Raw genomic sequence first — 25336 nt, 5'->3', positions numbered from 1 at the left:
CCATGCGGGGGGTCACCCCCGCATCCGTTCGAAATTCGCATCGAACAGCGGCGCCGCCTGAATGCGCGCCGCATGCCGTTTGCCCAGCAATTCGATTTCGAAGCCGTCGCTCTCCTCTGCGATCTCCTTCGGCACATAGCCGACAGCGACCGACTTCTTCGAATGATGGGCATAGCCGCCCGACGTCACCCAGCCGCGCACCGCGCCACCGAACCAGATCGGTTCGTCGCCGATGACATCGGCATCGTCGGCATCGACGATGAAGGCGCGCAGCCGCAACTTGCCGCCCTGTTTGCGCTCGGCCAGAGCCGCCGCCTTGCCGATGAAATCTGCGTCCTTGCCGTAGGCGACGAAACGATCGATGCCGGCTTCCAGCGGCCCATAGATCGGCCGGTATTCGCGCCCCCATGAGCCGTAGTTCTTCTCCAGCCGCAGCGCGTTGAGCGCGCGCGAGCCGAACAGACCGATGCCGAATTCCGCCCCCGCCGCCATCAGCGCCTGATAGGCGGCACGCTGATATTCCGGCACCACCCAGATCTCGTAGCCGAGATCGCCGGTGTAGCTGACGCGGCCGACCAGGCATGGCGCCATGCCGACATCCATCTTGCCGACGGCCATGAAGGGAAATGCCGCGTTCGAGATGTCGGAGCGCGTGGCTTTCGCCAGCACGTCCCTGGCCTTGGGGCCGGCAATCGACAGGCCGGTAAGCTTTTGTCCCAGCGCTTCGATATGGACCGAGCCATCGTCGGGCAGATGCTGCTCGAACCAGCGCATGTGATATTGCTCGGCAATGCCGGAGCCGGCCAGGAACCAGCCCGCTTCTTCCCGACCTTGCGGGCTGAGATTGGCCAGCGTGAAATCGCCGATCAGCCTGCCGTCGTCCTTCAGCATCGGGGCGAGCGTCATCCGGCCGGGCTTCGGCAGCTTGCAGGCGAGCATCCGGTCGAGCCAGGCCGCGGCCCCCTCGCCCGTCACCTTGTATTTGGCGAAGCTCGATATCTCCGACAAGCCGACGCCTGCGCGAACCGTCGCGACTTCGGCGGCGACATGGCTGAAGTCGCTCGAGCGCCGCCATGAGAACTCGTCCTTGACGCCTTCCGGCGCGTACCAGAGCGGCACTTCCAGCCCGTAGGCGACGCCCCACTGCGCACCCTTGGCCGACAACAGGTCATAGACGGGCGTCGTCTTTAGCGGCCGCCCGGCCGGCAGTTCCTCGTTGGGGAAGCGGATCGAAAAACGCCGGGAATAGTTTTCGCGCACCTTGGCGTTGGTGTAGGCCATCGTCGCCCAGTCGCCGTAGCGCGCAACATCCATCGCCCAGATATCGGCGCCGGGATCGCCCTCGATCATCCAGTTGGATAGCGCCAGACCAACGCCACCGCCCTGGCTGAAGCCGGCCATGACGCCGCAGGCGACCCAGAAGCCCGGCAGGCCGCGCACCGGCCCGACCAGCGGGTTGCCGTCGGGCGCGAAAGTGAAGGGCCCATTGATGATCTGCTTGATGCCGGTGTTCTGGAAAGCCGGGAAATGCCGGAAACCGACCTCGAGCGACGGCGCGATGCGGTCGATATCCGGCGCCAGCAATTCATGGCCGAAATTCCACGGCGTCTGGTATTCTGACCATGGTTTGTTGGCTTTCTCATAGGTGCCCATCAGCATGCCGCCGCGTTCCTGGCGCAGATAGAGTTCGCCGTCGAAATCGACCGCATGGATGATTTCGGTGCCGGTTTTCTGGTTCCAGGCGGCAACCTCCGGCATGTCCTCGGTGATCAGGTACATGTGCTCCATCGCCAGTACTGGCAGTTCGAGCCCAACCATGCGGCCGACCTCGCGCGCCCACAGGCCGCCGGCATTGACGACATGCTCGGCCACCACCTCGCCCTTGTTGGTGATGACGCGCCACAGCCCGTCGGGACGGCGCACGATATCCTCGACCTTGGTGAAGCGCTCCACCTCGGCGCCGAGTTTTCGTGCCGCCTTGGCATAGGCGTGGGTGACACCGGAGGGATCGAGGTGGCCGTCCTCCTTGTTGCGGACGGCGCCGACGAACTGCTTGGGATCGAGCAGCGGCATCAGTTCGGCCGCCTCTTTCGGGGAGATTTCCTCCAGCTCGATGCCGAGATAACGGCCCTTGGCGACCACCCCGCGCAGCCAGTCGAGCCGCGCCTCGGTGGCCGCCAGAAGCACGCCGCCGGTCAGGTGGACGCCGGTTGCCTGGCCCGACAGCTCCTCGATCTCCTTGTAGAGGTTGATGGTGTATTTCTGCAGCTTGGCGACGTTGGGATCGCCATTGATCGTGTGCATGCCGCCGGCCGCGTGCCAGGTCGAGCCCGAGGTCAGCTCGTCGCGCTCCAGCAGCACGACGTCGGTCCAGCCATGACGGGCGAGATGGAACAGCACCGAACATCCGACGACGCCACCGCCGATGACCACGACCTTTGCATGCGATTTCATGGTTTCTTCTCTGATATCAGTTAGTTGGATGGGTGGGATGATTCAAAACGGGACGTTCGTGGCGCATCACGGCTCGCCCTGTCCGATCGCTTCCTTGCGCTTGGCCACGTAGGCCTCGAGCGCTTCGCGTACGGCGATGTCCATCACCGGCTCGACATAATCCTCCAGCGCCTTCTTCCACAGCCGCGTCGCGCGCGCGGTCGCGTCGAGGCCGCCGGCCTCCTGCCAGGCTTCGTAATTCTGCCAGTTGGAGAGCATCGGCTGGTAGAAGGCGGTGGCGTAGCGCTCCAGCGTGTGCGGCTCGCCGAAGAAATGGCCGCCGGTCGGCACCGCGCCCAGCGCCTCGACGGCAAGTTCGGCCTCATCGACCACGATCGGGCGCAAAAACTCCATCATGTGCTGGATCATCTCGACGTCGATGATGAATTTCTCGAACGAAGCCGTCAGCCCGCCCTCCTGCCAGCCGGCGGCGTGGTAGACGAGATTGCCATGGCCAAGCACCGCGCCCCACAACGCCATCAGCGTCTCATAGGCGCCTTGCGCGTCGGCGGCGTTGGAAGCCGAACCGGGCGTCGTCCGGTATGGCAGGCCATAGCGGCGCGCCAATTGACCCGAAACGATGTTGGCCTTGGTGTTTTCAGGCGTGCCGAAGGCCGGCGCGCCCGACTTCATGTCGACATTGGAGGTGAAGGCGCCGTACATCACGGGCGCGCCTGGCCGCACCAGCTGCGTCAGCACGACGCCGAACAGCGCCTCGGCATTCTGCTGCGCCAGCGCCCCGGCCAGCGTCACCGGGCTCATCGCTCCCATCAACGTGAACGGTGTCACCGCCACCGACTGGCCGTACTCGGCCGTGGTCATCAGCCCCTCGGCCATCATCTCGTCGAAGCGACGCGGCGAGTTGACCGAGATGATGGTGGCAATGCCGGGATCATCAGCCATCTGGGCCAGCGTCATCCCACGCGCGATCGCCATCATCTCGATGCCGTCCAGCGCCCTGCCCCGGCCGATCGCCGAGACATGAAAACTCTTGTCGGTCAGCGTCAGATTGGTGAAGTACGTATCGAGATGGCGTGAGTTGGCCGGCAGTTCGACCGGTGCGCAGACCTGGTTGCCAAGCATGTGGACGCAGTTGAAATGCTGCGCCAGCCTGGTCAGATCAGCATAGTCGCGCAGATTGCCGGCACGGCGGCCCCGCTCCATGTCATGCACATTGGGAGGACCCGCAACCAGCGTGAAATTGATGGTGTTGCCGCCGAGATGGATTGTGTTGGCCGGATTGCGTGGGGTCAGCGTATAGCCGGACCGCGTTGTCTTCAGCGCCTCGTCGATCATGCCGCGATCGACGCGCACATTGGCCGAGGCGTGATCGACCTTGGCGCCGGCCTTCTCGAACAGCGACAGCGCACGCGGGCTCATCACCTCGATGCCGAAATTCTCCAATATGTGCATCGACGCCTGATGGATCGCCTCGATCTGGTCTGGTGACAGCAAGGCCATCGGCGGATAGGGATTGATCACCCGCCTGGGCCGCAGCTGTGCGATGGGCGCTGGCCCCCGGTTGCTGGTACGCTCGGCGCCGCGCTTGCGTCTTGGTTCGGTCATGCCGGCATCAAAGCTTCGGTAAACCGCGCAAGCTGTCAGAAATGCGCCGTTTACGGGCGTGATTTTAGCCAAGGCGGCATATGCTCAGCACGACTTTATAAAAGGCGACAATTGGCGTCGGAATACAGCTATGGCATTTTCTCACCTGACCGTGCCGACGAGGCGTTAACAGCGGCAGCAAGATTCCCTTTATGATTTCGGCCTATTGCTCATCCAATGCGTAGGTCGAGTTTTAGTAAAATTGTAGCGGTTGGCGTGCTGCTGGCATTTTCGGCCTGCGCGACGGCACCCAGTCACATCAACAATGTCTGCGCCGTCTTCGACCAGAACGATGGCTGGTTCGACAATTGGCAGTCGGGTGCCGAGCGCGCTTCACAGAAATACGGCGTGCCGGTGCCGGTGCTGATGGCAACGGTGCGCAAGGAATCCGGCTTCAAGAGCAACGCCCGGCCGCCGCGCACCAAACTGCTCGGCTTCATTCCGTGGAAACATGTCTCCTCGGCCACCGGCTTCTCGCAGGCGCTGGACGGCACCTGGTCGCAATATCAGCGCGAAACCGGCAACTGGGCGGCGCGGCGCACGAGATTCGCCGACGCCGTCGACTTCGTCGGCTGGTATCATTCCAAGACAGCCGACACATACGGCGTCGCGCGCAACGACACCTACAACCTCTACCTCGCCTATTACCTAGGCTGGACCGCCTATGGCCGCGGCAATCGTGGCGATGCGGGCGTCCAGGGCTACGCACGGGCCACCGACAAGATGGCCCGCGACTATGCTGTTCAGCTGCAGCAATGCGGGAGCTGATGTCCTGTCCGCGCTAGTGCGGCTTTGTCGTGTCCTTCGGTTTTGAATCACCGGTTTCCGACACCTCGTCGCGGACTTCGTGGCGACGGGCCCGCGAAACGGCGTCCGCCTCCTCGGCGGCCTCCCCGATCGCGTCGGCCTCAGCACCCGCTACCTTGCCATGTGGCCGCTTCGGCGGTTCGCCGGCAAAGCCCGGACCTTCGCCATGCGGCGCGTCGTCAGGCACGCCTTCATGGGCAGCATGTTCCCTGTCGAACTTGATCACCGGCTCCATGGTCTTGAGCACGTCGTCGGAGAGCCAGCACAGGCTCATATGGCCATCGCCGAGATTCTTGACCGGCGGCACCTTGGTCTCGCACAGATTGTCAGGCACCAGCTTCTTGTAGCCACAACGTGTCTGGAACGGACAGCCGGACGGCGGGTTCATCGCCGAGGGGATGTCACCTTCCAGCACGATGTGCTTCTTGACCACGCTGGTGTCTGCAATCGGGATCGCCGAGAGCAGCGCCTCGGTATAGGGATGATAGGGCGGCGCGAAGATCTGGTCTGTCGTGCCTTGCTCGACGATATAGCCGAGATACATGACGACGACGCGGTCGGCGATGTAGCGCACGACAGACAGATCGTGGCTGATGAACAGCATCGTCGTCTTGTTCTTGCGCTGGATATCCATCAGCAGTTCCGTCACCGCCGCCTGCACCGAGACGTCGAGCGCCGAAACCGGCTCGTCGGCCACCACGACCTTGGCGTCGCCGGCGAAGGCTCGCGCCACGCCGATACGCTGCTTCTGGCCGCCGGAAAGCTGGCGCGGCTTGCGGGTTTCGAACGCCCGCGGCAGTTTCACCAGGTCGAGCAGTTCCAGCATGCGCTTGCGCCGGTCGGCAACGGTCTTGCCGACGTTGAATTTTTCCAGCGTCCGGATGATCTGCGACCCGACCGAATGGCTGGGGTTCAGCGTGTCGAACGGGTTCTGGAACACCATCTGGATCGACGACACGGTGTCGACGCTGCGCTTCTCGATGCCGGTCGACTGGATTTCCTTGTTGCCGAGCGTGACGCTGCCGGAGCTGGCGGTTTCCAGCCCGAGCAATACCTTGGCAAGCGTCGACTTTCCGCAGCCGGATTCGCCGACGATGGCCACGGTCTCGGATTCGCGTGCCATGAACGAGATCGTCTCGTTGGCCTTGACGACGCGGCCTTCGCTCGAGCCGAACACCTCGCTGCCGCCGACCTTGTAGTATTTCCGCAGGTCCTCGATCTTGAGTACTGGCGCACCGGGCACGACGCGCTCATTCACCTTCTTGGCGCCGGGCGGCAATGCCTCCCAATCGATCTCGTTGAAGCGCACGCAGCGCGAGAAATGGCCCTCGTGTCCGGCGACTTCGATCATCGGGATTTCGGCGGCGTTGCAGACGCCCTCGACGAAATGGTGGCAGCGCGGGCCGAAATTGCAGCCTTTGGGCCGTTCGTGCGGCAGTGGCAATTGCCCCGGGATCGAGATCAGCGGCCGCGAGTTCTTGTCGGCGCCAGGCAGCGGGATCGAACGGAACAGCCCCTGCGTATAGGGGTGGCGCATCCGGTCGAAGACGTCCTTGATCTTGCCGGTCTCGACTGCCTCGCCCGAATACATCACCGTGATGCGGTCGCAGGTTTCCAGGATGAGGCCGAGATTGTGCGACACGAAGATCATCGAGGTGCCGAACTTCTCGCCCAACCCCTTGACCAGATCGACAATGCCCGCTTCCACGGTTACGTCGAGCGCCGTCGTCGGCTCGTCGAGCAGAAGCAGCGCCGGCTTCGACAGCAGCGCCATGGCGATAACGATGCGCTGCTGCTGGCCGCCGGAAAGCTGGTGCGGATAGGAGCGCATCATGCGCTCGGGATCGGGCAGCTTGACCGAGCGCACCATTTCGAGCGCCCTGGAGTAGGCCTCTTTCGTCGACACCTTGTCGTGGATCAACGGCACTTCCATCAGCTGCTGGCCGATCTTCATCGCCGGATTGAGGCTGGCCATCGGCTCCTGGTAGATCATGGCGATCTTGTTGCCGCGGATGGCGCGCAGCTCCTCGTCGGAGAGCTCGCCCATGTCCTTGCCCTGGAACTTGATCTTGCCGCCAACGATCTTTCCGATGTTGGAGAGGTCGCGCATGATGCCGAGCGACACGGTCGACTTGCCGCAACCGGATTCGCCGACGATGCCCATCGCCTCACCCGGCATGACCGTGCAGGAAAAGTCCATGACGGCCGGTATCTCGCCCTTGCGGGTGAAGAAGGAGATCGAAAGGTTCTCGATCTCGATGATCGGCTGTGCCGGATTTCGAACTGCCTCGTTCATGGGTCGCTCCAATCCTTATTCTTGGCCAAGTGGGATCTGAGACCCCGCCGTCAATCCTTCATCGATTGCTCACGCAGTGAGTCGGCGAGCAGGTTGAGACCCAGCACGAACGACATCAACGCGATCGTCGGCGGCAGCGCCGGGTGAATAAAGGACCGCAGCAATCGGCTGGCATCCTTGATCGCCGTACCCCAGTCCGGGCTCTCGGGCGCGAGGCCCAGGCCGAAGTAACCCAGCGTGCCGAGCAGTATGGTGGTGTAGCCGATGCGCAGGCAGGCATCGACAATCAGCGGCCCGCGCGCATTGGGCAGGATCTCCCACAGCATGATGTACCAAGGCGATTCACCGCGCGTCTGCGCCGCCGCCACATAGTCGCGCGTCTTGATGTCCATCACCAGGCCGCGCACGATGCGGAACACGCCCGGGCTGGAGGCGAACACCACCGCCACGAAGATATTGAGCTGGTTGGGATCGATGTGGACGATGTGCAGCGGATCCCTGTCGAAGACAAGGCCGAGATAGATCCAGCCGCCGATGATCAGTGTCAGGCCGAGCAGGATATAAATCCGGTCGGGCCGGTTCTTGTAGCGTGTCCAGAACAGCACGCTGAAGAAAATGATCGGAAACAGGAAGAAGACGCCGGCCAGCGCATAGGGGATCGGCGTGTCCATGATGCCGGGCGTCACCAGCAGGTAGAACAAGAGGATCACCGGGAAGGCCAGCACGAGGTTGGCCAGGAACGACAGGATGGAATCGATCTTGCCGCCGTAGTAGCCGGCCGGCAGGCCAAGCGTGATGCCGACCATCAGCGCGAAACCGGTCGCGGCGGGTGCGATGATCAACACGATCTGGCTGCCATAGACCATGCGCGAGAACACGTCGCGGGCGAGCTTGTCGCCGCCGAAGAGGTAGACGAGCCCCGATTGCGGTTCGATGGCGCCCGGCAGCGTGTCCTTCATGATCGGGATCTGGCCGAGCGGATCGAAAGGCGAGATGGTCGAGGCGAAAATCGCCGTGAACAGCCAGAACAGGCAGATGAACACGCCCGCTATGCCGACGCCGCTGTCGAACAACTGGCCGTAGAGCGCCAGCTTCTTCTTGTAGAGAAAGCTCGCACCCATGACGATGGCGAGCGCGGCCCAGACCGGCCAGAAGCGCCAGAGCACTTCGAGGATGATGGTGGAGGCGCCGATATATTGAGCTTGCATGCGCCTTCTCCCTACTGAACGCGGATGCGCGGATTGAGGAATGCATAGCCGACGTCGGAAATGAGCTGGGTGATCAGCACGATGAACACCGAGACCAGCGAACAGCCGAGCAGAAGATCGATGTCGTTGTTGCCGGCGGCCTCGACCAGCGTGTAGCCGAAGCCCTGGTAGCGGAACATCACCTCGACGATGACGACGCCGGTGAGCAGCCAGGGGAACTGCAGCATGATGACGGTGAACGGTGCGATCAAGGCGTTGCGCAGCGCGTGCTTGACCACGACGCTTTTGAAAGAAAGCCCCTTCAGGCGTGCCGTGCGGATATATTGCTGCGTCATCACCTCGACCATCGAGGCGCGTGTCATGCGTGCGATATAGCCGATGCCGTAGATCGCCAGCGTGATCACCGGCAGGGTGAAATTGTAAAAGGTGATGCCCTGGCTCGCGGACGCGGCCGACCCGTTCAGCCAGCCGAGCCACGAAGCGAAGATGACGGTGAAGATGACACCCGACACATATTCAGGCGTCGCCGTCGAGGCGATCGAGGCAATCGACAGCACGCGATCGGTGCGCGACCCCTCCCGCATGCCGGCAAGGATGCCAACCAGCAGCGACACCGGCACCATTACGCCCAGCACGCAGAGCATCAGAATGCCGGTAGCGCCCAGCGCAGGGAACAGCTTGGCCGCGACCGTGGTCTTGAACTTGGTCGAGCAACCGAAATCGCCCTCGATCACGCCGGAGAATGTCGGCACGGCCGGGTCATTGCAGAAGGAGAAGCGCTGCGTGGTCTTTCCGGTCGCCGGATCCGTGATCGGCTGCTTGGGCACGACGCCGAGCCACTGGCCATAGCGAACGAAGAAATTCTGGCGATAGCCGTGATTGACCAGCCAGCTTTCGAGTTGCTCCGCCGATGTGTGCATTTCGGTCTGGCTGATCGCCAGCTTTTTCAGATTGGGTTCGAGATTGACGAGGAAGAAGACGACCAGCGTCAGGCACAGCATCGTGAGCAGTATCGTGCCGATGCGTCTGATGATGAATGAGAACATTGTGCCCCCCTGCCGGCCGGGTTGGGGTCAGATATGGTCAACCCTGTGACGAAAACCTTGTAGCGTCCCGCCGCCGCTGCATCCAATGCAACGGCGACGATCCTGCGAATATGAGGGGCAGGCGCCCCTCATATTCATCAAGCAGCGGTCACGCCTGATCGAGCCAGACCTTGCCGAAATCGTGCTCGTAGGTGGGGTGCATCGAGTGGTTCTTCACCTCGGGCTTGATGTTGATGTAGAGCTTGCGCCAGTAAGGCTGGATGATGATGCCGGAATCCTGCAGCATCTGCTCGATGTCCTTCATCACCACCTTGCGCTTCTCCGCATCGGCGATGCCGAGCGCCTCGTTGACCTTCTTGTCGAAGTCCGGATTGGCATAGGCCGTCTCGTTCCAGGCTTCGCCCGAGCGGTAGGCGATGGCGATGACCTGGATGCCAAGCGGACGCATGTTCCAGTTGGTCTCCGAGAATGGATACTTCGTCCAGTCGTTCCAGAAGGTCGAGCTCGGCAGCACGGTGCGCTTCACCTTGATGCCGGCCTCGCGCAGCTGGGCCGCGATCGCGTCCGTGGTGTTCTTGTGGTAGTCCTCGTCGTTGCTGATCAGCTCGTGTTCGAAATCGATCACGCCGGCTTCCGTCAGCATCTGCTTGGCCTTGGCGACGTCGCGCTTGATCTTCGGCAGTTCGACATATTCCGGATGGATCGGCGCGACATGGTGGTTTTCGGCCGGCGTGCCGGCATTGCCGTAGCCGAGCTGCAGGACCACCGAATTGTCGACGGCCAGGCACATCGCCTGACGCACCTTCTGGTCGCCATAAGGCTTGGCGTTGACGTTGAAGCGCGACACCACGGTAGCCGCGGTCACCACTTCCGAAGGCGGCGCACCGACGTCCGCGATGATCTTGACGTAGTCGGCGGTCGTTTCGTGGTTGGTCTGCACTTCGCCCGATTCGAAGGCCGAAACGGTCGCGGCCGGATCGGTGCCGTAGTCGATGAACTCGACGCCGTCGAGGAAGGCTTCCCCCTGCCACCACTTGCCGGTCGTGCGGCGCTTGTAGACCACCTTCTGGCCGACATCATAGGAGACGAGCTCGAACGGACCAGTGCCGATCGGGCAGTTCTTGAAGTTGGCGCCCTTCTCGTCGAAGCTCTTGTGGACGACGAGGCCGGGATAGTCGCACAGGTTCGGGATGATGGCGATGTCGGGCTTCGACAGCTTCAGTTTGACGGTCATGTCGTCGACCTTAACGATCGACCCTTCGCGCAACTTCTTGGTCTTTTCGTCGACGAGGCTGCCGAGACGTCCAGGCATCGAGTTGCCTTCGGCTGATTTGTCGGCCCAGCGGGTGAAATTGTAGATCACGTCATCGGCGGTGAACTTGTCGCCATTGTTCCATTCGACGCCAGGCCGCACATGCAGCGTGTACTCGGTGGCGTCGTCGTTGATGTCCCAGCTTGCCAGCAGATATGGAGCGAATGTGTACTCCTTGGTGTATTTCACCAGCGGCTCGAGCGCCTGGCGCTCGGCGTTGGAAATCTCAGACCAGTCGGCGGTACGCGGATCCTTGGGATCCTTGACCGACATCGCCACTTTCAGCACGCCGCCCTTCTTGCCCTGGACGTCCTCGGCCTTGGCCGGAGTCGGAGCGGCAAGGCCGAGCAGGCCGTAGGCCATAGCGGTCGAGGCACCGAAGACGCTGGCGAGCGCGAGGAATTCGCGGCGATCGACTTTGCCCGACTTGGCTTCTTCGGCCATCGCCAGGATGTGATCCGGAACGCTGTCGCCGTTGCTCTTATAGATTGTCATGACTAACTCCCATTGTTGGCTTTCCGCCGATTAACATTCCGCATCCGGGCCATGATGTCAAAGACGGCATGGATTGGGAACATGTTAGCGAATGTGCAACTTTGGAAGGGGGGCAGTTCGCGTGATAGCGACAGTCTTGGCGCAAAATTGCTAGTGCGCCCAGATTTCGCCAAAATCTCTTCGGGCAATTAAATTGAGACATTCGCACTGGTTACGACAGCGCCAGTTGCGGCCAGGATGAAGGCCAGGCCCTCAATATTCCTTCTCGTAGAAGATGCCGCCCTTGGCTTCGCCGGCGTCCGTCGCCTCGCCGCGCAATTTGACGCCGCGCCCGACATTGAGATCGATGGTCGCCTTGCCGGAACCCGGCTTGTCGCCTTTCTGGATGGTCACATAGGTGCGGTCGTTCAGGTACTTGCCGGCCGAGACCGCCGTGCCGCCCTTATCATCGGTGGTCACGTCGAGGTCGTCGACGCCGATGGCGCTGCGCAGGTTTTCCAGAAGCGACGTCGAACCGCCGACGCCGGCCAATTGTCCGGCGGCCTCGGCCAGCTGCGCGATCTGCAGCGGCGACAGGTTCGACATCGACCGCCCGAAGATCAACTGCGCCAGCACCTCGTCCTCCGGCAGCGCAGGCACCGAACTGAAGGTGAATTTGGGATTGGTCGCCTCGCCCGACACCACGATGGTGACGGTCGCGCCGGTCGTCGTCGTCGTCGCCGTCAGATTGAGGTAAGGCACCAGCGAACCCGAGAACCCGACCGTGCCTTCGGTGAAGGTCAGCCGCTTGCCAAGGATCGACAGCCGGCCGCGCTGCAAGGTGAAGGTGCCGACGGCTTGCGGCGACGAGGCCGGGCCGGTTAGCTTGAGCGAGCCACCGAATTCGGCGTCGACACCCCGGCCCTGGATGAAGATCTGGTTCGGCGCGTTGACCGTGACGTCGAGTGCAAGGCCGCTGCCACCGCTCTTGCCGCTGGTCGTGGCCGGGCGCAGCGCCTTGTCCTGCGCCCTGACCGGACCCGGCGCATTCTTGTGCTTGACGTCGAGCGCCGAGAGTGAGCCCGGCAATTTGTCCGGGACCGTGATGACGGTCTTGGCCAGGTTGACGGTGCCGGCAATCGCCGGTGCCGAAGTCAGCGGCCCCTTGATCGTCAGGTCGCCGCCAAGGTTGGCGGTCACCACGCGACCGTCCGTATAACGACCGTCCGTGAGCTTGATCGACAGGTCGGCCGGGAATCCTTGCGCCGGATTGATGCCGACCGTGCCACTGGCCGACAGGCTGCCGCGCGTCGACAGGGTTCCGGTCAACCGATTGACCCTGGCAACGCCATTGCCGATCGAGACATCGGCCGCGATATCGTTGATGGCAAGGCCCGAGCGTGCATCGACCAGCCGCGCGCCGGAGGTTTTGACGCTGCCGCCGATCACCGGAGATGTCGCCGGACCACGCACCTGGACATTGACGTTGGCGTTGCCGGTCAGCGACAAGCCCTGCGCGGCAAGTTTCTCGCTGAGAAGGCCGAATGGCACCGCACCGTTGAAGTCGAGCGCCAGCGCCGGAGTGCCCACCGTCGTCACCGTGCCGCCGCCCTTGAGCCCAAGGCCGGCCCCGTCGCTGATATTGGCGTTGAAGGCCAGCTTGTTGCCGGCAAAGGTGCCGGACGAAGAAACGCTCACCGCGCCGACGCCCGCGCCACGGGTCTGCGATGTCTGCACGCCGGCCGCGTCTATGTTGAAGGCAACCGCGGGGCTCGCCGGTGCGCCCGTCACCTTCACCGTGCCGGAAATGGAACCCGCGGCATCGAGCCCGGGCGAAAAACTGTTGGCGAGCGACATCGGCACGCGTGCCAGCACCGCATTGATGTCGAGCGCCTGCCCGACCTTGCCGGTCACCGTCGCGGTGCCGCCGCCAAGGTTGAGCACCAGCCTGTCCAACGTCGTCGTGCCATTGGCGATGCTGACGGTCGAGGCCTGGGCGATGGCCGCCTTGATGCCCTGGACGGTCGCCTGGCCTGAAGCAAGCTCGATGGTGGTCGTCCCGTTGGCTACCTTCACCCGGCCTGCCGCCTGCGCCGGAATGCCCTTGACCGTCGCTCCACCGGAAAAGCCGGTCCAGTCGCCATCGCGCTTCAAATCGACATTGATGCCGCTGATCACCGTACCGCCCGAGGTGACGGTGTCGGCGCGGATCTTGCCTGAAATCACGGGAGCGGCGAGATAATTGGCGATCAGCGCATTGACCGAGACGGCCTTCGCCTGCAGGTCGCCGCGTATGATCGAGTCGGTCGTCGCCTTGATGGCGACCTGCGGCGCCGCGCCATTCCCGGAGAAGGCGATCGTGCCGCGAACGTCGCCTTCGGCCTTTTCCAGTGCCAGCGCGGCAAGCGGCCCGATGTCGGGAAGGTCGAGCGAAATGGTGCCTTCAGGCACGAACTTGTCGTCCAGCGCCAGATCGCCCGAGATCCGGTTCTTGCCCAGCGACAGCAGCAGGCCATTGACGGCGCTCCTGCCGTTCGCCGTTGCCAGCACGGCACTCCCCTGCAGCGCCTGCCCGGCGACATTGCCGGTGAGTTGGACATTGGCCGCCGGATTGGCGGCATCGGCCTTGCCGGTAGCCGTGAGCTTCAATCCGGTGATCTCGCGCGATGCAACCGAGAGCCTGTCGCTGTTGACGGTAAGCGACAGGTCGGGCGCCATGGCCGGCCCTTGCGCGCTCAGCGCGAAGGCGATGGCGCCCGTGGCATCCTTCGACAATGGCGAGATGTCGCTCAGCGTCCCCCTGATATCGGCGGTTATCTTGTTGTCGGCAAGGCTTGCCTGTCCGTCGGCGCTTAGCGCGCCGGAAGCCAGCTTCAATCCACCGATGTGGAGATTGCCGTTGGGTTCGCGCTTCAGCGTGGCGCTTATGTGGGCGCGGTCGCCAAGCATGCCGCGCGCCGCCGCCGGCAAGGCCGACGATGGCGCATCCGCCTTCAGGTTGAGATCGATGGCACCGTCACGCAGCGATACCTGACCGGCCACCTGGCTGCTCAGCGCATCGCTTTTCAGCGAGCCGCTGTCGATAGCCACAGTGTCGGCGCTCAGCCGGGCGCTGAGCGCGGCCGTGACCTTGCCGGCGATAAGCGGCGCGATCGTTGGATTGTCGAGCCCAACCTTGTCCACCGATACCGTTCCGGAAACCGGCCCGGCGCGATTCCGGAGATCGAATGCGTCCGAGTGCAGTGCGAGGGTCAGTCCGTCCACCCTCGCCGGGCTGGTGACGACCGAGGGCAGGATCACGGAAAGGTCCAGTCGGGCATGCGTGCTTTCGCCCGCGATTTTAGCCGATACTGATCGGACCTCGATCTTGACGGGGCTCTCGGCGCTGCCGACCGTCAGCGGCAGGCTGGGGCCCGACGAGGTCAGATCGATGGCAAAATCGCTCGCCCCGTTCGGATTGATGGTGCCTGTCGCCTGCCCGGAGACCTTGTCGCCGGACAGGGTTGCATGGTCGAGGGCGACGCCGCCGGCGATCGTGTAGCTGCCGGCCGCATCGACGGCGAGCGGTCCGAGCCCTGCCTGGCGGGTCTGGCTGGTCTCGGCACCGGCCAGTTTCGCGTTGAACCGGATATCGGGAGTTGCCGGCGCTCCGCTCACTTCAGCGATACCGTCAAGCGTTCCCGTGGCATCCAGGCCAGGCGAAAACGCATTGGCAAGGGCGGCGGGCAAGGCGGAGACCTGCGCCGCCAGATCGAGCGTCTCGCCGGCGCTGCCCGACAGCGCCACCTTGCCGCCGCCAATATCGAGCGCCAGCTTCTCGATCTTGGCCGCACCGTCGGCGATGGTCAGAGCCGAAGGTTCGGCGACCGCCGCCTTGATGCCGCGAACGGTGGCCTCGCCCGAGGCGATCTCGACGCTGGTCGTGCCCTCGGCGATCTTCACCCGGCCGGCAGCGGTTGCAGGAATGCCCGCTATGGTCGCGCCACCAGTGAAATCGGTCCAGTCGCCGTCGCGCTTGAGGTCGACGCCGATGCCGCTGATTTCCGTGCTTCCCGAAGTGACCGCATCGGCCTTGATGGTGCCCGAGATCGCCGGCGCCTTGAGATAATTGGCGACGAGCGCATTGATGGCGATCGCTTTGGCCGTCACCTCGCCACGCGCGACCGACGTGCTTTTGGCATCGATGGCAATGGACGGTGCATCGCCGTCCTTGGCGAACAGGATGGTGCCGTTGATGTCGCCGGTCACCGCCTGGCCGGCGAGCGCGGCCAACTGGTCGATGGCAGGTGCGGCGAGCGTCAGCGTGCCCAGGGGCATGAACTTGTCGTCGAGCGCCAGGTCGCCTGAGACCTTGTTGTCGCCCAGCGATACCAGGAAGCCATTGATCGAACGCTTGCCCTCGCTGGTCACCAGGGCCGCCTTGATGTCGAGCGGCTGGTCGTTGACGGCGCCGGTCAGCGAGACGTTGGCGGAAGGGTTCGTTATGTCGGCCTTGCCGCTCGCGCTCAGCTTGATGGCCTTCACCGTGCGGCCCGAAGCGGTCAGGCTGTCGCTGTTGGCGGTTACGGTGAAATCCGGCGCGGTCATCGCGCCGCTTGCCGACAGCGCGAAATCGACCCCGCCGGCAACCGGCACGCCGACCGTCGGCGACAACACCGAGACATCGCCCAATTTGCCCTTGATGTCGGCCTGGATGTCAGTGCCTTGCATGCTGGCCGTACCGCTGGCGCTGAGCGATCCTGAAGTGAGTTCGATGGAATTCGCGGCGAAAGATCCCTGCGGATCGCGCGATGCCGTGGCCGAGAACTTCACCCGCCCGCCGAGTACCGAGGCGATCTGCTGGGGAAACGCGGTCGCCACGGCATCGGCATTCATTTTGAGCTGCATCGACATGTCGGCGAGTGCCACTGTCGCCGTCAGCGAGGCATTGACCGCATCGGAGCGCAGCGTACCCTGATCGATGGCAATAACGGCGTCCTTGCTGATCGAACCGGCCAGATCGACATTGACCTTGCCGGTGATCAGCGGCGCCAACGTCGCGACGTCGGTGTTCAGGCCGCCCGCCTCCAGCTTGACGGCAACCGGGCCGGCGCGGTTCTGGATATCGAAACCATCGGAATGGATTTGCGCCGCCAGATCGTCCAGCCGCGTGCCGCCGGCGACGATCGAAACGAAGGAGGCGCCGATGTCGACGATCGGCGCCTTGCCGTCGCCGAAGGCGCGCGCGGTGGCGTTCTTGATCGCGAGCGTGATCGGCTGCGCCTTGCTGCCGACGCTGATCACCACGGGCGGGCCCTTGGCAGCGAGTTCGACCGACAGGTCGCTGGCGCCGGCAGGATCGGCAATGCCGGACGCGGTGCCGTGCACCGCATCGCTCTCGATGCTGGCCCGGTCGATGCTGATGCCGCCCACCGACGTGGCGGTGCCCGCGACATCGAAGCTGGTCTTGCCGGCAAACAACGGCTTCAGGTTTTCCGGCAGGAAGCGGGCAAAATCGCCGTCGCCCTTTGCCTCGACATGATTGCCCTTGTCGGTGAGCTGGTGACGGCCGGTGAGCTGGGTGACGATCCGATGGTCGACGAGGAAGGTGCCGACACCGCTCCAGTTGGCAAGCGGCCCACTGCCCGAAACCACGATATCGACTGGTGGCGCATCCGGCAGCTTGAGCAGGTTGGCAATGATGCCGCCGGCCGGCTCCGACGCCTTGAGGTCGAGGTCCAGCTTGTTATCGGCGGGTGCGAAATGGATCTTGGCGTCGACATTGCCCTGTTTGCCGTCGTGACGGGTGACATTGAGCACCGTCTGGACCGCCAGTGGCGCGGCATCGGCCTTGAGCATTCCCTTGGCCGCGAGCTCGGCGATGCCGCTGCCGGCCAGTTGCTGGCCAAGCGCGATTTCCGGCAGCTCGATCTGCTTGATGTCGATGGAGACCGGCAGCGTCGTCGTGCCGCTCTGCGCGGGCGGCTGCGTACCGGCCACCGGCAGGCGTGCCAGTTCGACGCGATCGGCGGCGATGCGATCGGCGCTGAAGCTTTTGGACAAAAGCGCGGTCGGCGACCAGTCGACGGCCACCTTGCGCGCCACCAGCCAGGCTCCCTCACGGTCCTCAAGCACGACATGGTCGACGCTGAGATTACCCGACCAGATGCCGTCGATGCCGCTGACGGTGACCTTGCGGTCGTCGCTCGAAGCCAGCCGCGAAATGATGCCGGCGAGGTTGTCGCGCCCGCGCTCGGTCTTGGTCAGCACGACCAGCGCGCCGATCGCACCCGCGACCACGATCAGCAGCGTGTAAAGGACAATGCGAAGGATGCGCCAGACCGTTTTCATCGTCAGAACGCCTGTCCGATGCCGGCATAGATGCCGAAATGCGGATCACCTGGGTCGCGGTTGAGCGGCACGGCCGCATCGATGCGCAGCGGCCCGAACGGCGTGACGTAGCGCAGGCCGACACCGGCGCCGACCTTGACGTCGGAAAAGTTGGGAACCGACTTGGTCGACACGGTGCCGGCATCGACGAACGGCACGATGCCGATCGTGTCGGTGACGGCGATGCGCATCTCGACCGAAGTCTCGAAGAAGGACAGGCCGCCGATCGGCTGGCCGGTGAAGTCCTTCGGGCCGATGCCCTGATAGGCATAGCCGCGCACCGAACCGCCGCCGCCGGAATAAAAACGCCGGTCGGCCGGGACGTTCTGCAGCCCGGTACCGACGATCGAGCCTACCGCGACACGTTCGGCCAGCACGAACTTCGAGGCCGTGTCCAGCGATTGATAGGCCGACCCTTCGCCCTTCAGCTTGAGGAAGGCCGCACCGCTCAAAATGTCGTAGCTCGGCTCGGCATAGGCCAGCAAACGGAAGCCGGTGGTCGGATTGAGCCGGTTGTCTCTGTTGTCATAGACATACTGCAGCGGAATGCTGGCGATCAGGTATTTGTGCTTGCCGAAGGCGTCGTGAATGCGCGAATAATCGAGCGCGACCTCGGCCGACACGGTCTGCTTCTTGTCGAGTTCATAAGACAGGCCGGTGCTGCCCTTGACCGAGAAATGGTCGTAGGCGTCGGGATGTTCCAGCACCGTCTTGACGCTGGCGAAAAACTTCGACGCCGGCCCAATGACGCCGGGTTTCTCGAACATGATGCCGGCGTTGTAGTTCAGTTCGGACAGATTGTTGCTGCCGATGCCGCTGATGGCACCGTCGATGCGCAGCTTTTCGGCACGGCCAAACAGGTTGCGATGGCCCCAGTAGCCCTCCAGGCCAAGCCCCTCGGTGTTCGAGAATGTGCCGCCCAGCCCGAAATAACGCGGCTTGCGCTCGCTAACCTGGACGCCGATCGGGATGTTGCCGTCGGCGTCGAGCTTGTCGGCTTCCTTGAAGGTGACACTGTTGAATACCTCCAGCGCCAGCAGCCTGTCGCGCGCGTCGCTGATCTCCTGCGGCGAGTACTGCCTGCCGCGCTTCAGCCCGGTCATGTATTCGGTGAAGTCGCGGTCGACCTTCTCGGTGCCTTCCACCGTGGTCGCGCCATAGCCGGCTACCGGGCCGGCCGCGACCGTCAGCGTCACGTCGAGCGTCGAGGTGGCATGGTCGGCGACGATCTGCCGGCCGGTCACCTTGGCCAGCGGCCTGCCCTGCTCCTTCAGCGTCCGCACGATCAGCGCCTCGGCCTTGAGCACCGCGCCCGATCCGGCGTCGCCGCCTGATATCAGCCCATAATCGGCGCTCATCAGCCCCGCCGCGTCGCCTTCCAGCCTGATGTTGCCGAGCGTGAATTTGGGGCCGGCCGAGATGGTGATCGCCACCGGAATGGGCTGCGGCCCCTTAAATTCGGCGTCCGGCGGCAATTCGTCGAGCGGCTTGCCGTCAATGGTGACGGTGACGACGCCTTCATAACGGGCATCGGCATAAAGGGCGGCGACCAGCTGTTCACGGTCGCTGCGTGCCTTGGCCATCAGCCCGAGCGAGCCCGAAACCGGCCGGTCCTCGTCGCCTTTCAGCGCCGAGGGGTTTTCGAGCTTCTTGACCAGGTCCTTGTCGGCATCGGGCGCGGAGATGGTCACCGCATAGCGCAGGGGATCGACAATGTCGGCGTCCTCGTCGCTGGACGACCCCCACAGCTTGATGCCGAAAAGCTCGAATGCGGCCGCCGGCCTCGATTCGCAAAGCAGCGCCATCGAGCACATCATGGCCAAAAGCAGGGCGCGCGGAAGCACGCGCCCTGGCGCGATCCCTCCTGACATCTGCTCTTCATACGCCGGCATTAAGACAACCTAGTTCGTAAAACTAAAATTGGAATGAAGTTCTGAAGCGCTCGTAAAGGGGCCACAATCCAATTGTCTGAAATAGGACGGGCTTGGAATTCACACCTTCTGCGTTTCCGCAAGAAAGCGTGATCCCCTTTCCCATGGAGGTTACTGTCCGCATACCGGTCCTTGGCCGGAAAATAAACCGTTGGCAGGCGGCACCTGCCGCGTTCGCGCGTTGACAAGCCCGACTGAAGCTTGATCATGCCCGGACGTCTGCAATTGTCTGGAGGGTGTAATGGCAATGCGCGCGGCTCGTGGTCTGTCGATTCTCGTCCTTTTTTTCCTTGCCTGGGGTAGCGTCGCGCAAGCGGCCGAGGCCCGGCGGATCGCGACGACGGACAATTCCGATTATTTCGGCTTCGATCTCCGGTCCGACCAGAACGTCACGCTCGACCAGTGCAAGACGACATGCCTCGGCGATCCGGCCTGCCGCGCCTTCACCTACAACACCAAGGCAAAATGGTGCTTTCTCAAATCCGACTATAACCAGTTGAAATCCTTCACCGGCGCGGTCGCCGGCAAGGTCGTCAACATGGACGGCGATCCCGACATCGGCGCGCCGCCGGAACTCGCCTTCTTTCCCAACTGGATGGCCGACCAGGCCCAGCAATACCGCAACAAGCTGCTCGGCCCGGCCTTCGACAAGCCGACAGAGGGCATGGCGGCGCTGACCAATGCCGCCGAACAGGCCGTGTTGACCGGCGACCATCGCTCCGCCATGCAGAAATACGAGGCCGCGGTCTCGGTCATGCCTGACGATGGCCAGCTCTGGCTCAAGCTGGCGCGCGAAACGCTGGCCGTGCAGCCTGCGGCCAACACCTCCGAAGCCTCGACTTTGCCGGCAAACGGCACGTCGGCCGCCTTCAACGCCTATAAGCTGCTGCGCACCACCAAGACGCGCGCCGAAGTGCTGGCGCTGCTCGGCAACGGTCTCGACAAGCGCGATCTCTACCGGCCGGCGCTGCAGGCCTATGAGGCCAGCCTTGCGCTGGAAAGCTCGCCCGCGGTCCAGGCCGACTATGCCGATCTGAAAGCCCGCAAAGGATTCCGCGTTGTCGATCACAGCATCGATGCCGACACCAGCGCGCCGCGCATCTGCGCGCAATTCTCCGAGGAACTGGTCAAGACCGGCGTCGACTACGCGCAGTTCGTCACCGTCGACAACGCGCCGCCCAAGGGCGTCGAGGCCAAGGACAAGCAGATCTGCGTCGAGGGCCTGGAGCATGGCCAGCATTACGACGTCACCTTCCGCGCCGGCCTGCCGGCGGCGATCGGCGAAGTGACCGCCGCCCCCGTGGTGCTGTCGATCTACGTACAGGACCGCGCGCCGTCCGCCCGCTTCACCGGCGACAGCTTCGTGCTGCCGGCCGGCGCGCGCCGCGGCATCCCGGTCGTCACCGTCAACATGAACGCCGCCGAAATGAAGCTCTACCGCATCGGCGACCGTTCGCTGGCGCAGCTTCTGTCGGGCTACCAGTTCCTGCACCAGCTCGACGGCTATGACATCTCCAACATTTCCGAGCAGATGGGCGCACCGGTCTGGCAGGGCCAGCTCGACATCGGCAATGACCTCAACAAGGAAGTCACCACCTCCTTCCCGGTCGACGAAGCGCTGCCGCAGCGTAAGCCCGGCGTCTATGTGCTGACCGCCCAGCCCGTCAACGACAAGAGCGACGACTACGGTTCGCTGGCCACGCAGTGGTTCGTCGTCTCCGACATCGGCCTGTCGACCTATACCGGCCAGGACGGGCTCAATGTCTTTGCCCGTTCGCTGGGCAGCGCCAAGCCGATTGCCGGCGCCGAACTGACGCTGGTCGCCAGGAACAACGAGGTTCTCGGCACCGCGACGTCGGATGCCGACGGCCACGCCGTCTTCAACCCCGGCCTGACGCGCGGTGACGGCGGCATGGTGCCGGCCGTGCTGATGGCCAAGCAGGGCGATAATGATTTCGTCTTCCTCGACATGGCCAAGGCCGGCTTCGACCTTTCCGACCGTGGCGTCACCGGACGCGCGGCACCAGGCGCGCTCGACGTCTATGCCTGGACCGAGCGCGGCATCTACCGCGCCGGCGAGGACGTCCATGTCGCCGCCCTTGCCCGCGATGGTGCGAGCAAGGCGGTCGAGAACCTGCCGCTGACCTTCATCTTCTCGCGCCCCGATGGCGTCGAGGACCGCCGCATCGTCAGTGACGGCGCCTCGGCCGGCGGCCATGCCGTCGACCTGCCGCTCGAACCCAACGCCATGCGCGGCACATGGTCGGTGTCGATCCACACCGATCCCAAGCAGCCGGCGGTGGCCAGCCAGATGTTCCTGGTCGAGGACTTCGTGCCGGATCGCATCGAATTCGACATGAAAGCCGACAAGCAGGAGATTGCGCGGGGCGAAACCGCCAACATCGACATTGACGGCCGCTTCCTCTATGGCGCGCCGGCGGCGGGCCTTGCGCTGGAAGGGGAGTTGACGCTGTCGACCTCTCGTGACTGGGACCGCTTTCCCAACTTTTCCTTCGGCCTCGCCGACGAGCAGTCGGCGGAGCCGACGGTCACGCCGCTCACCGACCTGCCGGTGGTCGGCGATGACGGCAAGGCGACCTTCCCTGTTACCGTCGACCAGTTGCCCTCGACCACCAAGCTGGTCGACGGCAAGGTGACGGTGCGCATGCGCGAAACCGGCGGCCGCGCCATCGAGCGCTCGCTCAACATCGGCATCCGCCCGCAAGGCCATATGATCGGCATCCGACCGGACTTCGCCGATGGCGAAGTGCCGCAGGGCGGCACCGCCAAGTTCAGCCTGATCGCCGTCGATCCCAACGGCAAGCGCGAGGCGCTGAAAGGCGCGCAATGGACACTGGTCAAGGTCGAACGCAATTACCAGTGGTACCGCTCCAACAACTCCTGGAACTACGAGCCGGTCTCCTTCACCAAGTCGATTTCCAACGGCCAGGTCGACCTCGGCGCCGACGGCGACGCCACCGTCTCCGTGCCGGTCGATTGGGGCCAGTACCGGCTCGAGGTCGAGACATCCGATCCTGAGGGGCCGGCGACCAGCTACGAGTTCGACGCCGGCTGGTATGTCGCCTCGACGACCACCGAAACGCCTGATGGCCTGGAGATCGCGCTCGACAAGGACAATTACGCCGCGGGCGAAGTGGCGAAGCTGAAAATCTCGCCGCATTTTGCCGGCGAACTCCTGATCAACATCGGTTCCGACAAGCTGTTGAAGACCATAACGGCGACCGTACCGGCAGGCGGCAGCACCGTCGATATCCCCGTCGGTGACGATTGGGGTGCCGGCGCCTATGTCACGGCAACCCTGTTCCGGCCGGGCGATGCGCAGGAAACGCGCATGCCGGCCCGCGCCATCGGCGTGAAGTGGCTGACGGTCGATCCGGGCGCCAAGAAGCTCGCCATCACGCTGACGCCGCCCGACAAGACCGTACCGCGCCAGCAGCTGTCGATCCCGGTTTCCGTGGCCGGAGTGCAGCCGGGCACGAACGCCTATGTCATGGTTGCCGCCGTCGATGTCGGCATCCTCAATTTGACCAACTACAAGGCGCCGGATCCGGAGAACTGGTTCTTCGGCCAGCGCATGCTCGGCATGGAGATCCGCGACATCTACGGCCGCCTGATCGATGGCTCGCTGGGCACCACCGGCAAGCTCCGGACCGGCGGCGACGGCGCCAACATGCAGGCGCAGGGCAGCCCGCCCACCGAAAAGCTGGTCGCCTTCTTCTCCGGCATCGTCCAGCTCGATGCCGACGGCACGGCGCGGATCGACTTCGATATCCCGCAGTTCAATGGCACCGTGCGCGTCATGGCCGTCGCCTGGACCAAGGAAGCGGTCGGCCATGCCCAGGCGGACGTGATCGTGCGCGATCCCATAGTGATTACCGCCGGCCTGCCGCGCTTCCTGGCGCCTGGCGACAATGCCGTCATGCGCCTCGACGTGGCCGACACCGACGGCCCGGCCGGCGACTACGCGCTGTCGATCGATACGACGGGCGACCTGTCGACGGGCGACAAGCCCCTGCCCCAGAAGCTGACGCTCGCCCAGGGCAAGCGCCAGACGCTGACCGTGCCGCTGATCGCCAGCACGGCGGGCAATGCCTCGCTCACCATCAAGCTGGCGCACGCCGACGGCACCAAGGTCGAGCAGACGCTCTATGTGCCGGTGCGCCCGGCGCAATTGCCGGTCACCACGCGCCTTGTGGTCGACCTCAAGGGCAATGGCGGCGCGCTGCGCGTCGACAAGGAACTCTTGGCGGCCAGCCTGCTCGACGGCGCTTCGGTCAGTGTCGGCGTTTCGCAGGCGGCAGCCTTCGACGTGCCCTCGCTGCTGATGACACTTGATCGCTACCCCTATGGCTGCGCCGAGCAGACCACCAGCCGCGCCATGCCGCTTCTCTACGTCAACGAGATGGCATCCGGCGTCGGCATGGAAAGCGACCCTGACCTGCACGGCCGCGTCCAGGACGCAATCTACAAGGTCCTGAGCTACCAGTCCTCGAGCGGCAGCTTCGGCCTGTGGGGCCCGGGCTCCGGCGACCCGTGGCTCGACGCCTATGTCAGCGAATTCCTGACCAGGGCGCGGGAGCAGAAATACGACGTGCCGGCTCTGGCGATGAACCAGGCCCTCAACAACCTGCAGAACTCGCTCGGCTACGACCAGAGCGTACAGGACCGCGGCAGCGAGATCGCCTACGCCCTCTATGTGCTCGCCCGCAACAAGAAGGCCTCGATCGGCGATCTGCGCTATTACGCCGACACCCAGCTCGAAGCCTTCTCGAGCCCGATGGCCGTTGCCCAATTGGCGGCGAGCCTGGCGCTCTACGGCGACACGCAGCGTTCAGAGGCGACGTTCAAGACCGCGCTGCAGCTCGCCAAGTCGAGCACGGAGTACGACTGGTACCGCTCCGACTACGGTTCGGCGTTGCGTGACGGCGCGGCGATGCTGTCGCTGGCGGCGGAATCGAAGCCGGTATCGACCATCGTGCCCGAGCTGATCAAACTGGTGACCAGGGAACGCGCCGAAGCCCGCTGGACCAGCACCCAGGACGATTCCTGGATGCTGCTGGCGGCGCGCGCGCTGAAGGAGGGCAACGACTCCATCGCGCTCACCGTCAATGGCGCGCCGCATTCCGGCGGCTATTCCAACCAGGTCAACGGCTCCGAACTGGTCGACAGCCCGCTGGAAATCGCCAACACCGGCAAGACCCCGCTGCAGGCCGTCGTCACCACCGTGGCGTCGCCGATCCAGCCCTTGCCGGCCGGCGGTGACGGCTTCACCATCAGCCGCACCTACTACAAGCTCGACGGCACTGAAGCCAATGTGACCGAGGCAACCCAGAACGAACGCTATGTCGTCGTGCTCAAGGTCACCGAGCAGAACAGCTGGCCGTCGCGCCTGCTGGTCACCGACCTGTTGCCGGCCGGCTTCGAGATCGACAATCCAGGCCTGGTCTCCAGCGCCCAGTTGACGAACTTCTCCTGGCTGGCACAGACCGACGCCGCGCATCTGGAATTCCGCGACGATCGCTTCGTCGCGGCATTCAACCCGGCCGATGGCGACCACGACCACAATCTGACGCTTGCCTATGTCGTGCGCGCCGTGACGCCGGGCACCTACGCCCATCCGGCGGCAACGGTGGAGGACATGTACCGCCCGCAATATTCGGCCCGTACAGCTACCGGCATGATGGAGATCAAGGCACCGTAAGGTGCCTTGGCGGAAATGAACGTGAGGTTCGCGCCGCCCCTCATTGCCCTGCCGGGCATTTCTCCCCGTATAG

At 64.0% G+C, this 25336-nt stretch carries 10 protein-coding genes; 2 read left to right on the top strand and 8 right to left on the bottom strand.

Annotated elements, in window-relative coordinates:
• Nucleotides 1–12 precede the first annotated feature (12 nt).
• On the bottom strand, nucleotides 13–2454 hold the full coding sequence (locus FJ943_RS25425) for an FAD-dependent oxidoreductase (protein ID WP_140665325.1): 2442 nt from the start codon (nucleotides 2452–2454) through the stop codon (nucleotides 13–15).
• A 66-nt stretch (nucleotides 2455–2520) separates the two neighbouring features.
• The gene (locus FJ943_RS25420; RefSeq protein ID WP_140726013.1) at nucleotides 2521–4059 is read right to left on the bottom strand and encodes a trimethylamine methyltransferase family protein; all 1539 of its coding nucleotides are present in this window, start codon (nucleotides 4057–4059) and stop codon (nucleotides 2521–2523) included.
• A 216-nt stretch (nucleotides 4060–4275) separates the two neighbouring features.
• On the opposite strand from FJ943_RS25420, the gene FJ943_RS25415 reads away from it, so the two are divergent.
• Nucleotides 4276–4866: a transglycosylase SLT domain-containing protein gene (locus FJ943_RS25415; RefSeq protein WP_140726010.1), complete on the top strand. Its 591-nt coding sequence runs from the start codon at nucleotides 4276–4278 to the stop codon at nucleotides 4864–4866.
• A 13-nt stretch (nucleotides 4867–4879) separates the two neighbouring features.
• Here FJ943_RS25415 and FJ943_RS25410 read toward each other — a convergent pair whose 3' ends face one another.
• From FJ943_RS25410 to FJ943_RS25385, 6 genes are all read right to left on the bottom strand, one after another.
• Nucleotides 4880–7201, bottom strand: a complete 2322-nt coding sequence (locus FJ943_RS25410; RefSeq protein WP_015317137.1) for an ABC transporter ATP-binding protein — start codon at nucleotides 7199–7201, stop codon at nucleotides 4880–4882.
• A 50-nt stretch (nucleotides 7202–7251) separates the two neighbouring features.
• On the bottom strand, nucleotides 7252–8409 hold the full coding sequence (locus FJ943_RS25405) for an ABC transporter permease (protein ID WP_015317136.1): 1158 nt from the start codon (nucleotides 8407–8409) through the stop codon (nucleotides 7252–7254).
• Nucleotides 8410–8420: 11 nt separating this feature from the next.
• A complete protein-coding gene (locus FJ943_RS25400) occupies nucleotides 8421–9455 on the bottom strand; it encodes an ABC transporter permease (protein ID WP_015317135.1) in 1035 nt (344 codons plus the stop codon).
• A 148-nt stretch (nucleotides 9456–9603) separates the two neighbouring features.
• The gene (locus FJ943_RS25395) at nucleotides 9604–11262 is read right to left on the bottom strand and encodes an ABC transporter substrate-binding protein (protein WP_015317134.1); all 1659 of its coding nucleotides are present in this window, start codon (nucleotides 11260–11262) and stop codon (nucleotides 9604–9606) included.
• 252 nt (nucleotides 11263–11514) lie between these two features.
• Nucleotides 11515–17571: a translocation/assembly module TamB domain-containing protein gene (locus FJ943_RS25390; RefSeq protein ID WP_140726007.1), complete on the bottom strand. Its 6057-nt coding sequence runs from the start codon at nucleotides 17569–17571 to the stop codon at nucleotides 11515–11517.
• Nucleotides 17572–17573: 2 nt separating this feature from the next.
• Nucleotides 17574–19502: an autotransporter assembly complex family protein gene (locus FJ943_RS25385; protein WP_140726004.1), complete on the bottom strand. Its 1929-nt coding sequence runs from the start codon at nucleotides 19500–19502 to the stop codon at nucleotides 17574–17576.
• A gap of 280 nt (nucleotides 19503–19782) precedes the next feature.
• Here FJ943_RS25385 and FJ943_RS25380 point away from each other — a divergent pair, with 280 nt between their 5' ends.
• A complete protein-coding gene (locus tag FJ943_RS25380) occupies nucleotides 19783–25263 on the top strand; it encodes an alpha-2-macroglobulin family protein (protein ID WP_140726001.1) in 5481 nt (1826 codons plus the stop codon).
• The last annotated feature ends 73 nt before the right edge of the window (nucleotides 25264–25336 follow it).

This window comes from Mesorhizobium sp. B2-3-10 (genome assembly GCF_006442275.1).
GTDB lineage: Bacteria > Pseudomonadota > Alphaproteobacteria > Rhizobiales > Rhizobiaceae > Mesorhizobium > Mesorhizobium australicum.
Note: the sequence above shows the minus strand (reverse complement) of the source record. Positions and strands in the feature narration are given on the sequence as shown.

Bases quoted from the DNA above. Each gene is read 5' to 3' on its own strand.
- FJ943_RS25390 (WP_140726007.1), bottom strand. From the start codon at position 17,571: ATGAAAACGGTCTGGCGCATCCTTCGCATTGTCCTTTACACGCTGCTG.
- FJ943_RS25400 (WP_015317135.1), bottom strand. From the start codon at position 9,455: ATGTTCTCATTCATCATCAGACGCATCGGCACGATACTGCTCACGATG.
- FJ943_RS25410 (WP_015317137.1), bottom strand. From the start codon at position 7,201: ATGAACGAGGCAGTTCGAAATCCGGCACAGCCGATCATCGAGATCGAG.
- FJ943_RS25420 (WP_140726013.1), bottom strand. From the start codon at position 4,059: ATGACCGAACCAAGACGCAAGCGCGGCGCCGAGCGTACCAGCAACCGG.
- FJ943_RS25415 (WP_140726010.1), top strand. From the start codon at position 4,276: ATGCGTAGGTCGAGTTTTAGTAAAATTGTAGCGGTTGGCGTGCTGCTG.
- FJ943_RS25405 (WP_015317136.1), bottom strand. From the start codon at position 8,409: ATGCAAGCTCAATATATCGGCGCCTCCACCATCATCCTCGAAGTGCTC.
- FJ943_RS25425 (WP_140665325.1), bottom strand. From the start codon at position 2,454: ATGAAATCGCATGCAAAGGTCGTGGTCATCGGCGGTGGCGTCGTCGGA.
- FJ943_RS25380 (WP_140726001.1), top strand. From the start codon at position 19,783: ATGGCAATGCGCGCGGCTCGTGGTCTGTCGATTCTCGTCCTTTTTTTC.
- FJ943_RS25385 (WP_140726004.1), bottom strand. From the start codon at position 19,502: ATGCCGGCGTATGAAGAGCAGATGTCAGGAGGGATCGCGCCAGGGCGC.
- FJ943_RS25395 (WP_015317134.1), bottom strand. From the start codon at position 11,262: ATGACAATCTATAAGAGCAACGGCGACAGCGTTCCGGATCACATCCTG.